The 13,625-nt window shown below is 60.7% G+C and carries 9 protein-coding genes and 1 rRNA gene; 6 read left to right on the top strand and 4 right to left on the bottom strand.

The genetic code is table 11. The annotated features are described in order from the left end of the window. Positions 1-955, bottom strand: a 955-nt coding sequence (locus GYA94_RS18280; RefSeq protein WP_161892828.1) for a retention module-containing protein, incomplete at its 3' end; no start/stop codon positions are given. Positions 956-1,911: 956 nt separating this feature from the next. Between GYA94_RS18280 and GYA94_RS18275 the strand changes: the two genes are divergently transcribed. Both GYA94_RS18275 and GYA94_RS18270 read left to right on the top strand, forming a co-directional pair. Then, complete coding sequence (locus GYA94_RS18275) at positions 1,912-4,068, top strand: type I secretion system permease/ATPase (protein ID WP_029886243.1); 2,157 nt, start codon at positions 1,912-1,914, stop codon at positions 4,066-4,068. Next, positions 4,058-5,434 carry an HlyD family type I secretion periplasmic adaptor subunit gene (locus tag GYA94_RS18270; RefSeq protein ID WP_054914040.1) on the top strand — a complete coding sequence of 459 codons (1,377 nt, stop codon included), beginning with the start codon at positions 4,058-4,060 and terminating at the stop codon, positions 5,432-5,434. Before GYA94_RS18275 ends, GYA94_RS18270 begins: the two co-directional genes overlap by 11 nt. 100 nt (positions 5,435-5,534) lie before the next feature. On the opposite strand, the gene lapD is transcribed toward GYA94_RS18270, so the two are convergent. Both lapD and lapG read right to left on the bottom strand, forming a co-directional pair. After that, entirely contained in the window at positions 5,535-7,481 is a 1,947-nt protein-coding gene (lapD, locus tag GYA94_RS18265; protein WP_009685657.1) for a cyclic di-GMP receptor LapD, read from the bottom strand. Positions 7,482-7,491: 10 nt separating this feature from the next. Beyond that, a complete protein-coding gene (lapG, locus tag GYA94_RS18260) occupies positions 7,492-8,253 on the bottom strand; it encodes a cysteine protease LapG (RefSeq protein WP_174824189.1) in 762 nt (253 codons plus the stop codon). A gap of 204 nt (positions 8,254-8,457) precedes the next feature. Between lapG and GYA94_RS18255 the strand changes: the two genes are divergently transcribed. The 4 genes from GYA94_RS18255 (at position 8,458) to GYA94_RS18240 (ending at position 13,340) form a co-directional block, all read left to right on the top strand. Continuing rightward, positions 8,458-9,147 carry a GntR family transcriptional regulator gene (locus GYA94_RS18255; protein ID WP_110680025.1) on the top strand — a complete coding sequence of 230 codons (690 nt, stop codon included), beginning with the start codon at positions 8,458-8,460 and terminating at the stop codon, positions 9,145-9,147. Between the two features lie 107 nt (positions 9,148-9,254). Further along, entirely contained in the window at positions 9,255-9,758 is a 504-nt protein-coding gene (locus tag GYA94_RS18250) for a sigma-70 family RNA polymerase sigma factor (protein WP_054914126.1), read from the top strand. A gap of 4 nt (positions 9,759-9,762) precedes the next feature. Continuing rightward, complete coding sequence (locus GYA94_RS18245) at positions 9,763-10,731, top strand: FecR domain-containing protein (RefSeq protein ID WP_110680027.1); 969 nt, start codon at positions 9,763-9,765, stop codon at positions 10,729-10,731. A 122-nt stretch (positions 10,732-10,853) separates the two neighbouring features. Then, positions 10,854-13,340, top strand: coding sequence for a TonB-dependent siderophore receptor (locus GYA94_RS18240; RefSeq protein WP_161892827.1), 2,487 nt, complete (start codon positions 10,854-10,856; stop codon positions 13,338-13,340). 97 nt (positions 13,341-13,437) lie between these two features. Here the strand turns inward: GYA94_RS18240 and rrf are convergent. Further along, a 5S ribosomal RNA gene (rrf, locus tag GYA94_RS18235) occupies positions 13,438-13,553 on the bottom strand. Positions 13,554-13,625 lie beyond the last annotated feature (72 nt).

Here is a 13,625-nt window from a genome sequence, read left to right as displayed (position 1 = left end):
GGCCGTTGGACAGGGTCACGGTTACCGGGGTCTGAGCAGGGTTGCTCAGGGTCACGGTATAGGTGATCACGCCGCCTTCGGTCACGCTCGGCGATGCAGTGAGGGTCGCGGTGGTGGTGTCGACCGTATCAGTCACCTGGGTGACCGCCGGCGTTTGCGGCAATGTGACGGTCAGGCCGCCACCGCCAGTACTCCCTGTAACGGTCGTCGAGATCTGCCCGCCATCAATGTAAGGCGTATCGTTTGCCGGTACCTGGACATTGACACTGCCGCTTGTCTGCCCCGCCGGAATGGTGATCACGGCACCATTGGACAGGGTAATCACCAGGTTGGTAGTTGGCGCCTGACCCACGGTGGCGGTATAGACGATGACGCCACCCGCTTCACTGATGGAAGGGGTGGCGCCGAGGACAAGGTCAGTAGCAACGGTGGCGTCGGTGGTCGGTGGGGTCACCAGATTGTTGTTGGTGCCCAGCTGACCGACCTGCACGCTGTTGAGCGCGGCTACAGAGCTTAAACCCTCGGTGGGGAAACCGACGGTCGGATCAACCCGGCCCGCAGTCTCTTCCAGCATTACGAAGCTATGGCCGCCGCCCGCCGCGCCACCACCACCCGCTGCCGACGGACCAGCAGCGGTAGCTTCAAGCTCGGTAGTCGGGTCGACACCCGCAGCAATCGCCTGCTGCAGCTCTTCCACCGAAGGCGCTGCCTGGGCAGTGGCCTGGGCAAGGTCGGTGCTGCTGTCGGGTGTATCGGCGCTCCACTGGCTGTCACGGCCAAGGTCGAGCAGGCGGCCATCAGCCAGTTCCAGAGTAACTGCGCCACCAGGGCCAGTGAGCACTTCCTCACCGGCCAACAGACGGTCACCTTCAATGAGTACACGCCGGATGCCCTCTGGGGATACCGCGATAACCTGGCCGACAATACTTTTGACGATGGCTACAACGCTGCTCATTGGACTCTCCGTGTGACCCGGTGGGTACTTCCGTGCCAGAGCGGCACTTGCAGGCCACTTCAGGCGGAACTATGTCGATGATCTTTGACGTTTTTTGACGTCAATATTCCGTCTATAACTGTTTGGAATTACTTAACTGCCAAACTATTGACCTTATACAGGCCATCCTAAACAATCGGCAATGTAATGTCACATTGATATTTGTACCTTAGCCAAGCCTATCCGCAGGACAAATGTCGTATGTCAGCGAACAGGTGTTTCGCGCGCAGTACGGTTAACTATTTCCGCGCCACAACGGCCGGTTTCCACTGGATAGGCAGCAACCTGGCGCCATTATTCTGATCGCCTGCAATCACTCGACAACGCTATCGCTTTGCAAGCATAAACCTTGCCGAACTACGCCGCGAACCTCGCAAAACCGAGTCGCCAGACCACCACGCAACCTGCTGGCGCCACCCCGTCAGGGGCCGTGCCTTGGTGCAAATCAAAGAGATAACGATCGGCGCGAAGTGCTGCGCCAGGAGGGATTGAAACCCAGCTGCGATTATTGATCGCGGATGCTTTGGCAGGCTGCTTTTTATAGATGAATTTTGACTAACAACCGACGAGAAAACGCCAATAAAACAGCGCCTGTTTACTGACCATGTCTACACTGGTTTTCCAAGACCACATGCCATGAAAAAAGGGCAAGCTATGCTGAATTCAGGCGTCAAAACCACGACGGGCCAAGTCAGAATATGAAACATTCACTGCACGGCACCCTCTGGTCGAAATGAAGCACGCAGAACTGTTTACTCAGTAACGATTCAAGGCGACCATGGCCATCTGCCCGAGCCCTGCGGTATCACACCGCCATCAGTACTGCCTGGCAGCACCCTAGAATGCCAAGGTGAGCCGGCCGAGCTTGAACGGCAGCCCACCTATCCCACCCACCACAAGGATGAAGAGAGCGCCGCGTGGAATCCGAAGTCAGTCGAGTCCAACTCAGCCACGATCCACGCAGTCAGCATGACGATCCATTGCTGGATAGTCTGCTGAGCCTGTGTGTCCTGCACCAGAAACCCGCCAGCCGGGTCATGCTGACCACAGGCCTGCCGCTGCCCGCCCAGCGCCTGAGCCCCGAGCTGCTGCCCCGCGCGGCCGCCCGCGCGGGCCTGCAAGGGCGCCTGCTGCAGCGCAAACTTGAGCAGATCCCGACTATAGCCATGCCGGCCATGCTGCTGCTCAAGGAGGGCCGCAGCGCCGTTCTGCTGGGCTGGGAGAACGAAGATACCGCCCGCCTGTTGCTTAGCGAAAGCGACGGCGGCGAGGTGCACGTCAGCCGCGAAGCCCTGCTGGGCGACTACAGCGGCCGTGTGTTCTTCGCACAGCCGCAGCACAAGTTCGACGTCAACCACGGCAACCTGATCCCGCGGGCGAAGTCGTGGTTCCGCGACACGCTGTTGCGCAGCAAGTGGCTGTACATCGATGCCATCGCCGCCAGCCTGGTGATCAACCTGATTGCCCTTGCCGCCCCGCTGTTCGTGATGAACGTGTATGACAGGGTGGTACCCAACCAAGCCACTTCGACGCTCTGGGTATTGGCCATCGGTATCGCCGGCGCCTATATCTTCGATTTGATTCTCAAAGGCCTGCGCGGCCTGTGCCTGGACCTGGCCGGCAAGAAAACCGACCTGATCATCTCGGCAACGCTGTTTGAACGTATTGTCGGCATGTCGATGAAATACCGGCCGGCGAGGGTAGGCAGCTTTGCCCAGAACATTCACGAGTTCCAGGGCCTACGCGACTTCCTTGCCTCGCTGACCCTGACCAGCCTGATCGACCTGCCCTTCACGATCCTGATCCTGATCGTGATCGCCATCATTGGCGGGCACCTCGTATGGATTCCGATCATCGCCTTCCCCCTGGCCCTGGGTATCGGCTATGCCCTGCAGCGGCCGTTGATGGCAACCATGGAGCGAACCATGGCGCTAGCCTCTGAGCGCCAGTCCAGCCTGATCGAGACATTGGCCGGCCTGGATGCGGTCAAGGTCAACAATGCCGAAAGCGAACGCCAATACATGTGGGAGCAGACCCTTGGCACCCTCAGCCGTCTGGAGCTGCGTGTGAAGGTGCTGTCGAGCCTGGCGATGAACATCACCCTGCTGATACAGCAGTTGGCAGGCGTGGCAATGATCTGCGTCGGCGTGTACCTGATCATCGACGGCAACCTCAGCATGGGTGGCCTGGTAGCGTGCTACATGCTCAGCGGCCGTGCCCTGGGCCCGCTGGGCCAGCTCAACGGCCTGCTCGCGCGATACCAGCAAGCCAAGGTGACCATGGTCTCCACGGACCACATGATGGAGCTGCCGCAGGAGCGCAATTTCGAAGAGCGCCCGCTGAGCCGCAAGGTACTGCAGGGCAGCGTGGAGTTTCGTGGGGTCGACTTCACCTACCCAAACCAGCAGAACATGGCGCTGAAGAACATCAACCTGACCATACGCCCTGGTGAGAAGGTCGGCATCATCGGCCGCAGTGGTTCGGGCAAGAGCTCACTGGCCAAGCTCATCGTCGGTCTGTACGAGGCCGACGGCGGGTCGCTGCTGGTGGACGGTGTGGACATCCGCCAGATCGACGTCAGCGAATTGCGCCATAACGTTGGCTACGTCCCGCAGGATATCCAACTGCTGGCGGGCACCCTGCGTGACAACCTGGTCAGCGGTGCGCGTTACATCGAGGACGAACTGATCCTGCAGGCCGCTGAATTGGCTGGCGTACATGAATTCGCCCGGCTGCACCCGGACGGCTATGAGCTGCAGGTAGGCGAACGTGGGCAGAACCTGTCCGGCGGTCAGCGGCAGAACGTTGCCCTGGGCCGTGCGCTGCTGCTCAACCCGCAGATCCTGCTGCTGGACGAACCCACCAGTGCCATGGACAACACCGGTGAGGAGCGCCTCAAGCAACGTTTGCAGGCGGTGGTGGAAGGCAAGACAGTACTGCTCGTCACCCACCGTGCCTCGCTGCTGTCGCTGGTAGACCGCTTGATCGTGATCGATCGCGGGCAGATTGTCGCCGACGGCCCGAAAGCCGCGGTCATGGACGCGCTGAAGAAGGGGCAGATCAGTGTTGCATAAGCTGGATATCGGGCAGTTCAAGGATAGCTTGCGGCGCTATTTCAAAGGCTCCGAGTCACTGGGCGGCCAACCGCTGCCAGAGGTCAACAAGGCCCTGATCGAGGATGCCCCACGGGTGGTGCGGCTGACTATCTGGGGCGTCATCCTGTTTTTCGTGTTCCTGATCGTGTGGGCCAGCGTGGCCCCCATTGACGAGGTCACCCGGGGTGAAGGCAAGGCCATTCCGTCGTCCAAGGTGCAGAAAATCCAGAACCTGGAGGGTGGCATCGTCGCCGAGATCTTCGCCAAGGAAGGGCAGATTGTCGAAGTGGGCCAGCCGCTATTGCGCCTGGATGAAACCCGCTTCGCCTCCAACGTGGGTGAAACCGAGGCCGACCGACTGGCCATGGCCCTGCGTGTCGAGCGCCTGAGTGCAGAGGTGCAGGACAGCCCACTGAAAATCGACGAAGCCTTGCGCAAGGCGGCACCCAGCCAGGCTGCCAGCGAAGAGTCGCTGTACCAGAGCCGACGCCAGCAGCTGCAAGACGAGATTGGCGGCTTGCAGCAGCAGTTGGTCCAGCGCCAGCAGGAACTGCGCGAATACAGCTCCAAGCGCGCCCAGTACGCCAACAGCCTGGAGTTGCTGCGCAAGGAAATCAGCATGTCTGAACCGCTGGTGGCCACCGGCGCGATTTCCCAGGTCGAGGTGCTGCGCCTGCGCCGTGCCGAAGTGGAAAACCGTGGTCAGCTGGACTCCACGGCACTGGCCATTCCTCGCGCAGAGGCGGCCATCCGCGAGGTGCAGAGCAAGATCGAAGAGACCCGCGGCAAGTTCCGCAGTGAAGCGCTGACCCAGTTGAACGAGGCGCGCACCGAGCTGAACAAGGCCACCGCAACCAGCAAAGCGCTGGACGACCGGGTAAACCGCACGCTGGTGACCTCGCCCGTGCGAGGTATCGTCAAGCAGATGCTGGTGAACACCATTGGCGGGGTTATCCAGCCAGGTAGCGACATCATCGAAGTGGTACCGCTGGACGACACGCTGGTGATCGAGGCGAAGATCCTGCCCAAGGACATCGCATTCCTGCACCCTGGGCAGGAAGCCACAGTCAAGTTCACAGCCTATGACTACACCATCTATGGCGGGCTCAAGGCCAAGCTGGAGCAGATCGGTGCCGACACCATCACCGATGAAGACAAGAAGACCACGTACTACCTGATCAAGCTGCGCACCGATCGCAGCCACCTGGGCACCGATGAGAAGCCCCTGCTGATCATCCCGGGCATGGTGGCAACGGTGGATATCATGACCGGCAAGAAGACCATCATGAGCTACCTGCTCAAGCCGATCATGAAGGCACGTTCGGAAGCACTGCGCGAGCGCTGATCAAGGGCTGTGAGGGCTAACAGCAGGAGCGGTCTTGCGTCGCGACAGGGGCCGCACTGCGGCCCTTTCACAACACCAGGCTGCTCCCTCCCTGATGCGATCAGCGCCAGGGCGCGGGCTCGCCAACCAGCTGCCCCTGTATTCCGCCTACGCCCATCTCCTGCAGTACCTTGCGCTCCCCTTCGGTCTCGACCCGTTCGGCGATCAATGGCAAGTCAATGCTGTGCGCGGCCCGCTGGATCGCTTCGATGAACAGCCGCTTGTGCTGCTCGTGGTCGATGTTACGGATGTAGCTGCCGTCGATCTTGAGGTAGGCCAAGCCCAGATGGGCCAAGTTGCCAATCATGCTGAAGCGCCCGCCGAAACGCTGCAGCGCCAGGCCGAAGCCTAGCCCGTGCAGCCGTCGGGTGAGCTGTTCCAGGGCGGCCTGGTCAGGCAGTTGCTCTTCGCCGATTTCAAACACCAGGCGCGGGCCCAATGCTGCGTTCTGGCCTAGCAGCTCGAAGACCCGCTGCAGCGCCTTGGCGTCGCCAAGGGTGGCTGCGGAGAGGTTGAGCGCCACCACCTGATCGTGCCCGCGCAGGTGGGCCAGTACTTTCTCCAGTACCAGTACGTCCAGGCGCGGCATCCAGCCAAAGCGTTCCAGCCAAGGCAGGAAGCGCCCTGCGGGCAAGGCCTCGCCCTGCCCGTCCTGCAAGCGCGAAATCACCTTGTGGTGCAGTACCCGTTGCGCTGTGGCGGTATCCACCACCGGTTGGAAGAACAACTCGAAGCGGCCATTGTTGAAAGCCTGGTCCAGGCGCTCGTGCCACGCGTGCTGGCTGTCCGCTGCTACGGCGGCAACGCCTTGTTCAAGGCACACCCAGCCAGGGGTAGGCTGGTTCTCGGCGCGAGCCAGGGCTTCGTCGGCGAGCTTGAGCAGCGCCTGTGGCGCGTCACCAGGGCTATAGGGTGCCAGGCCGATGCAAGCCACCGGGTGAACATCACTGGCGCCGGTTTCATGCAGGCTGAGCAGGGTCGCTTCCAGCGCCTGGGCAAGCTGTACCGCCTCTTCATGCACCATGCTCGGCGCCAATACGGCGAACTCGCCGCCGCGGCTGCGGGAAATCAGGTCTTTGGTTTCCGGGAAACTGGCACAGGTACGGCGCAACTGCTCCCCCACCGCCTGCAGCAACTGGTCGGTGCGCTGACCGCCCAGGCGGGCGTTCAAACCGGCCAGGCCTTGTACCCGCAAGAGCAGCAAGTAGCCGGCGCGGGCCTCTTCCAGATTACTGACCCGGGTGTTCAGCTGCATCTCGAAATAACGGCGGTTGGACAGCCCGGTGAGGCTGTCCTGGTAAGACTCTGCCCGCAGCCGCTCACTGCGCTCGGCCTGTTCGGTAAACAGCGCCTTGAGCTTTTCAACCATCTGGTTCATGGCCTGCACGACCCGGCGCAGCTCCGGGGTACGCGGCAGCTCTGGCAGGCTCAGGAATTCGCGGCGGGCAATGGCATGGGACTGCTCGACCATATAGTCCAGCGGGCGCAGCTGGCGGCGCAATAACAAGGCGCCGAGCACGGCGCTGGCGGCACCACACAACAGCAGCCAACCCAAGCTGCCCAGAGCGCTCTGCCAAAGTTTGGCAATGGCGAACATCGGGTGGCTGACCACCTCGACGCGCGCGGCCTGCTGCCAGCCGCGGCTGACGATGGCATCGCCACCTGCGGCTTCAAGGCCGATCAAGCGCACGAACCACTGTGGCACACCGCCCGGGTCGGGCTCGGCGTGACGCTCAACCAGCACCGCATTTGAGCCCAAGTCGACAACTTTGATGCTTGCGTAGTAACCACTGTCGAAGATTGAGCTGACCATCAGCTCGACCATCGCCGGGTCGTCGATGTTCGGCGTCAGCGACAGCGCCAGCGCGGTCGCCGCATCCTGGGCATGCGAGCGCAGCTGGTTGACATACTGGCTGCGTGAGCTTTCCAGGCTGACCATGAAACTGCCACTGAAGGCGACCACCAGGAACAGGCAAATGGCCAACAGCAATTGTTTGAACAGTGACATCTGTGCTCCTTCAATAGACCGGTTCGGCCGGGAAGCCTTCGGCCTGCATTTTCTTCAGCAAATCCTGCCAGCGGGAAAGCCGCTTGGTATCACCGACCTTTTTGTTGCCTGCGGCCCCCGTCAGCCACAACCCCTCGCCATTGAAGGCATAGACCGGCAACAGGTCGGTTCGTTGGCTGGCAGGTTTGATGGCGTCCATCAGGCTATCGAGGACCAATGGCTGGGCCTGTGGGCTTGAATAATAGGTCAGGACCATGTGCGCTCGGTTCTGCCGCAACGCCTTGACGTAGGTGATACGCAGCTTTTCGCTGGCAATACCCATGCGCCGCAAGCTGAAATACTTGGCTATGGCGTAGTCCTCGCAGTCACCGGCCCCTTTGATGAGTGCCTGCACCGGTGTGGCCCAGTAATCGACCTCCTGCCACAGGTCGATGTCCTCGACATAACGCAGTTGCTGGTTGAAAAAGCGGTTCACCACCTGCAACCGTTCCAGCTCGCTGCCTTGGGCCTGCGTTGCCATCAGGCGCTGCCAGGCGTCGATACGACCCTGCCCCGCGCCCAGCGGGCCATACAAAGCCTGGGACTTGCGGCTGATCTGGGAAAAGTCCCAATCCGCGTGCAAGCCGCCCAGCAGCAGACCGCCCAGCAGCACGGCAAGGAAGGCAGGTCGCACAAGGCGTTTGAGCATGCAGGATATCGCCACTGCGAAGCCCTGTTCAGGCCAGTCGAAAGCAGCGATGGTGGGGCTTGCCAAGGCAAAAGACAATGGCACCCTGCAATCATCCACCCGCTGGTCAGCTTGCACCCTCTTTATGACTATATCCTTTTATAGGCTGCTTCCTTTGGCAGGCGACTTCCTCCACCATAGCCGCGCCTTGTGGGGTGCTACTGGCGCTATCGACCGAGTTTGACACCCTGACAGGCAGTTACTAGTGTAATTGGATCCAACTTTAGTCATCGTTAAGGCAGGCTTTACGTGGCCGAGAAACTCAAACTGAGCAATGTGTTGGCCAGCGAGCAACTGTTGCCGCACCAGGCTCGTGGCGTGATCGAAGAACGCCTGCGCAGTGCCATTCTCGACGGTCGCTTGCCCCCTGGCACCGCCGTGCGCCAGCAAGAGCTGGCCAGCTTGTTCGGGGTGAGCCGCATGCCTGTACGCGAAGCCTTGCGCCAGCTGGAAGCGCAATCACTGCTGAAAGTGGAAATGCACAAGGGCGCCGTGGTTGCGCCCTTGATCGGCGAGGACGCGGTAGACACCTACGCGCTGCGCATACTGCTTGAGAGCGAGGCGCTACGCCAGTCCATCCCGTTGCTGGAGCCCAGCGACATCGCCCAGGCACGCGGCTACATCCAGCAGTTGGAGAATGAAACCCGCCACGCTGAAATCGGCCGGCTAAACCGTCTGTTGCACATGGCCTTGTACAGCAAGGCAAAAAACAAGAAGTTGCTACGCCTGATCGAAGACGAGCTCAACGAGGAGGAACGCTTTTTGCGCTTCCACCTCTCCTCCATGGGGCTGGGCAAGCTCACCCAGGATGATCACAACGCATTGGTTAACGCCGCCGGTGACAAGCACGTCGAAGAAGCCATTACCGTGCTGGAGCGACACCTGAACAGCGGCGCAAGGGTGATCCGCAAATACCTGGATGGCCAACCGCGACACTAGTGTGCGTCCGCCAATGGGCCGCTGGAAAACGCACAGGTTGCAAATTCCAGCGCCGCCGCCAACAATGAGACTAATTATCATTAATGTCCATTGTTGATATCTCGCCCATGCCCAGCGACGACTCCGTGCAAACGCTTTACAGTGACCACCACGGCTGGCTGCATGCCTGGCTGCGCAGCCAGCTGGGCAACGCCGCTGATGCTGCCGACCTGGCCCAGGACACCTTCGTTCGCCTGTTACAGCGCCGTGAGCAACTGCACTTGAACACGCCACGTGCGTTTCTGCGCAAAGTTGCACGCGGGCTGGTGATCGATCATTGGCGTCGCGAGGAGCTACACAAGGCGTACCTCGAGGCCTTGTCCCATCTGCCAGAAGCATTGGCGCCTGCGGCTGAAACCCGCGAACTGTTGCTGGAGTTGCTGGAGCGCATCGCGCGCATGCTCGATGGCCTGAAACCCAAAGTGCGCCGGGCTTTCCTGCTAGCCCAGTGCGAGGGGCTGAAGCACCAGGCCATCGCTGACCAGATGGGTATCTCCGTGCGTACCGTGGAGCGCTACATCGCCGATGCGCTCTACCACTGCTACGTGCTGCGCTATCAGGATGAATGCTGACGCCATGGCCGCTGCACAACCCGGAACACAAGCGGTCAAGCAGGCCATTCACTGGATGTTGAGGCTGCGCGAGAACGGGCATGATGCCGCCCTGCAACAGCAATGCGTGCAGTGGCGCGCGGCCCGCCAAGAGCATGAGCAAGCCTGGCAACGGGTGATCCAGATGCACCAGGATCTCGACCTGCGCGGCATTCCCGGTGCCGGTTTGGCCTTGCAGACCCTTGAAACCAGCCAGCGTCGGCTGCACCGTCGCCAGGCGCTGAAACTGCTGGGTGGCACGGCCATGGTCGGCGCAGCGGCATGGCTGGGCCGAGACCTGGATGGGCTCAGCTACTGGGCCGCCGACTACGCCACGAGCATGGGTGAACGCCGCAGCTTCACGCTGCCAGATGGCACCCTGATGCAACTCAATACAGACAGCGCCGTGGACCTGGCCTTCGACGAACAGCAGCGACTGGTTCGCCTGAAGCGGGGGGAAATCATGATTACCTGCGGCCAGGCAACCACGGCGCAGCGCCCTCTGCTGGTACAAAGCCGCGATGCCTTGCTTGAAGGGTTTGCCGGGCACTTCGTGGTACGCCAGGACAGCGACTGTACGCACGTCAGCGTCGGCACTGGCAGGGTAGCGATCCACCAGCCTGGTACCGGCCCGCTGCAGTGGATCGAAAGCGGCCAGAACTGGCGCGTGGACGCACAGGGTGCGCAGCGTCTGCAGCACGTGAACATGGACGCAATGGCCTGGAGCGAGGGACTGATCGTTACCCGGGACATGCGCCTGGCGGACTTCCTCGCGCAGGTCAGCCGCTATCGCCGTGGTTACCTGGGTTGCAGCGAAGCGGTTGCCGGCTTGCGCCTCTCGGGGGTCTTCCGCCTTGAAGACCCGGAGCTTTTGCTGCAGCTACTCCCGCAGACGCTGCCAGTGAGGCTGCGCCAACGCACACGCTGGTGGGTACGCGTGGAAAGCCTGGCTTGATCAGGCGGTCCATGCAGGTGTGGCCGTTGGGCGGTGCCAGGTATTTTGGCGGGTTTTGAATGGCAGTCCGGCTAGGACAGTAAGCAACACCTTCCGCCCTCAACAGCCCTACGGACTTGAACATGTCTAACGACACCGTGCACATATGCACACTCAACGCGAATGGTTTTCGACCTGTCTTGCACTCAGCATTGTTACGCAATGCAGTGCGGGCAGCTGTACTTGGCACGGCCCTGGGCCTGAGTACTATTCCACTGGCCGCCATGGCGGCGGAAACAGCCCAGGTCAGCCAGCACTATTCCATACCTGCAGGCCAGCTGGACGATGTGCTCAGCCAGTTCGCCCGCCAAGCCGGCATCACACTGTCGAGCACGCCGCAGCTCACCAACGGTTTGCAGTCCAGCGGCCTCAATGGGCAATACGCCACCGAACAGGCTCTGCGCCAACTCCTCAATGGCAGTGGTTTGCGCGCTGTCAGCCAAGGGGGGCACAGCTACGTATTGCAGGCGCAGCCGCTGGACGCAGCGTTGTCGTTACCAGACACCGACGTCCGGGGTTTCAGCCTGGGTAATGCGCTGGGTAGCACCGAGGGCTATAACGCGACCCACAGCCAAGTGGCGACCAAGACCAGCATGCCGCTTGTGGAAACATCGCAATCGGTGTCTGTGGTGACCCGCCAGCAGATCGACGACCAAGGGTCACAGACCGTCGCCCAGGCCATGCGCTATACACCCGGGGTGCTAACCAACCCCTACGGTGCCACGCACCGCTATGACTATGTGGCGATGCGCGGCTTCAATGACGGCTCGGTAGACAACATCTACGTCGACGGGCTCAAATCCATGGGCGACAACGGCACCTACAGCACCATGCAGGTGGACCCGTATTTCCTGGAGCGCATCGACATCCTCAAGGGGCCGTCCTCGGTTCTGTACGGCCGCAGCTCACCAGGTGGGCTCGTCGCGTTGACCACCAAGAAACCACTGTTTTCCGCCTACCATCAGGTACAAGCTACGGTCGGCACCCAGGGCCAGCGCGGCATGGGCTTCGATTTCAGCGGCCCAGTGGATGAAGACCAGCGTATCGCCTATCGCCTGACGGGCCTGGCGGATGCCTCTGATACGCAGTTCGACCACAACAAGGAAGAACGCTACGCCATTGCTCCCGCGATCAGCGTGGACTTCAGCGAAGATACTTCGCTGACCTTGCAGGCCTATCTGCAACACGACCCCAACGGCGGCTACCACGGCGGTAACCCGGCAGACGGCATGCTGCACCCGCGTAATGGCTTGCGCCTGTCCGATCACTTCTTTGAAGGCGAAACGGGTATCGACAGCTACGAACGTACGCAACAGTCGTTCAGCTATCAGTTCGAGCACCGCTTCAATGACATCTTCACGGCTCGGCAGAACTTCCGTTACCAGGATTCCGACGTGTCGATGGACCAAGTGTATTCCGCCGGTTGGGCAGATGCTGAAAGCAATATCCTGAACCGCGCTTACACCGGCGGCGACGAGCGGCTGCATTCGTACATCATCGATAACATGCTGCAGGCAGAATTCTTCACCGGCGCCGCCAAGCACACCCTGCTAATGGGCACGGACTACCAGCGACGCAAAGCTGACGTTGAATGGCGTTACGGTACCGTAAACCCGTTGGACGCCGGCAACCCGCAGTACGGTAATGGCAACCTGCAGCTGCTGGGAGAAAACCGCTATCAGCGCCGTTTGCAGCAAACGGGGGTATACCTACAGGATCTGGTGGAGCTTGATCAGTGGCGCTTTTCCCTGGGGCTGCGTCAGGACTGGGTGAAGGTGTCCGAACAGAACCGTGACAGTGGTACCAAGGTGAATGACCAGCGCTCGAAGTTCACAACGCGTGCCGGCGTGCTTTACCTGTTCGAAAATGGTATTGCGCCCTATGTCAGTTACTCGGAGTCATTCAACCCGAATACCGTCTCCGATCAGGATGGCCGGCCTCTGGCACCTACCGAGGGTACGCAGTGGGAGGCGGGCATCAAGTATCAACCCAGCGGCAGCGACAATTTGTTCACCGCGTCGGTATTCCGCATCGAGCAAGAGAACCTGGCGTCGAAACAACCGAACGAAGACTTCTATCGCGCTGTAGGTCAAGTGCGCTCGCAGGGCTTGGAGTTGGAGGCACATGTGCAGCTCAGCGACAGCCTGAAGCTGCTGGGTGGCTACACCTTTACCGATATCGAGTATTCCAAGTCGATGCCGAGCCTGGTGTCGGGCAACCTGGACAACAAGGGCAACTCGCCGACTCAGGCGCCAAAGCAGATGCTCTCGCTATGGGCTGACTACAACTTCCACCAAGGGGCCCTGGATGGCCTGCGGCTGGGCGGCGGCGTTCGTTATGTGGGGTACAGCTGGGTGGATGCGGAAAACAGCATGAAGGTGCCCTCCTACACGCTGTTCGATGCTTCCGTGGGCTATGACCTGGGCAAGGTCGGCCTGACCGGTGTAGATGTGCGCCTGAACGCCAATAACCTCACCAATGAAAGCTACATCACTTCATGTGCCAGCCTGAACTACTGCTACATGGGTGAAGAGCGCAATGTGAGTGCAACAGTGAGTTATCAGTTCTAGGCAGATGGCCAGGGCTGTTTGGCACTTTCACCGCAGCCCCTGTACCTGAAAAGACAAAGCCCCTGTCTGCATTGCAGACAGGGGCTTTGGGTTTGAATCTTGACGATGACCTACTCTCACATGGGGAAACCCCACACTACCATCGGCGATGCATCGTTTCACTGCTGAGTTCGGGATGGGATCAGGTGGTTCCAATGCTCTATGGTCGTCAAGAAATTCTGTGTGCTGGCCCGTCACTGGAACGTGCCTGCGAATCTCTGTAGTTCCTACTTAAAGACAAAACCC

It is taken from the genome of Pseudomonas juntendi (assembly GCF_009932375.1).
Classification (GTDB): Bacteria; Pseudomonadota; Gammaproteobacteria; order Pseudomonadales; family Pseudomonadaceae; genus Aquipseudomonas; species Aquipseudomonas juntendi.
This window is presented reverse-complemented; position numbering and strand designations above follow the sequence as displayed.

Excerpts from the sequence above, each read along its gene's own strand:
- GYA94_RS18250 (WP_054914126.1), top strand. The coding sequence starts at position 9,255 with ATGCCCAGCGACGACTCCGTGCAAACGCTTTACAGTGACCACCACGGC.
- GYA94_RS18240 (WP_161892827.1), top strand. The coding sequence starts at position 10,854 with ATGTCTAACGACACCGTGCACATATGCACACTCAACGCGAATGGTTTT.
- GYA94_RS18245 (WP_110680027.1), top strand. The coding sequence starts at position 9,763 with ATGGCCGCTGCACAACCCGGAACACAAGCGGTCAAGCAGGCCATTCAC.
- lapD (WP_009685657.1), bottom strand. The coding sequence starts at position 7,481 with ATGTCACTGTTCAAACAATTGCTGTTGGCCATTTGCCTGTTCCTGGTG.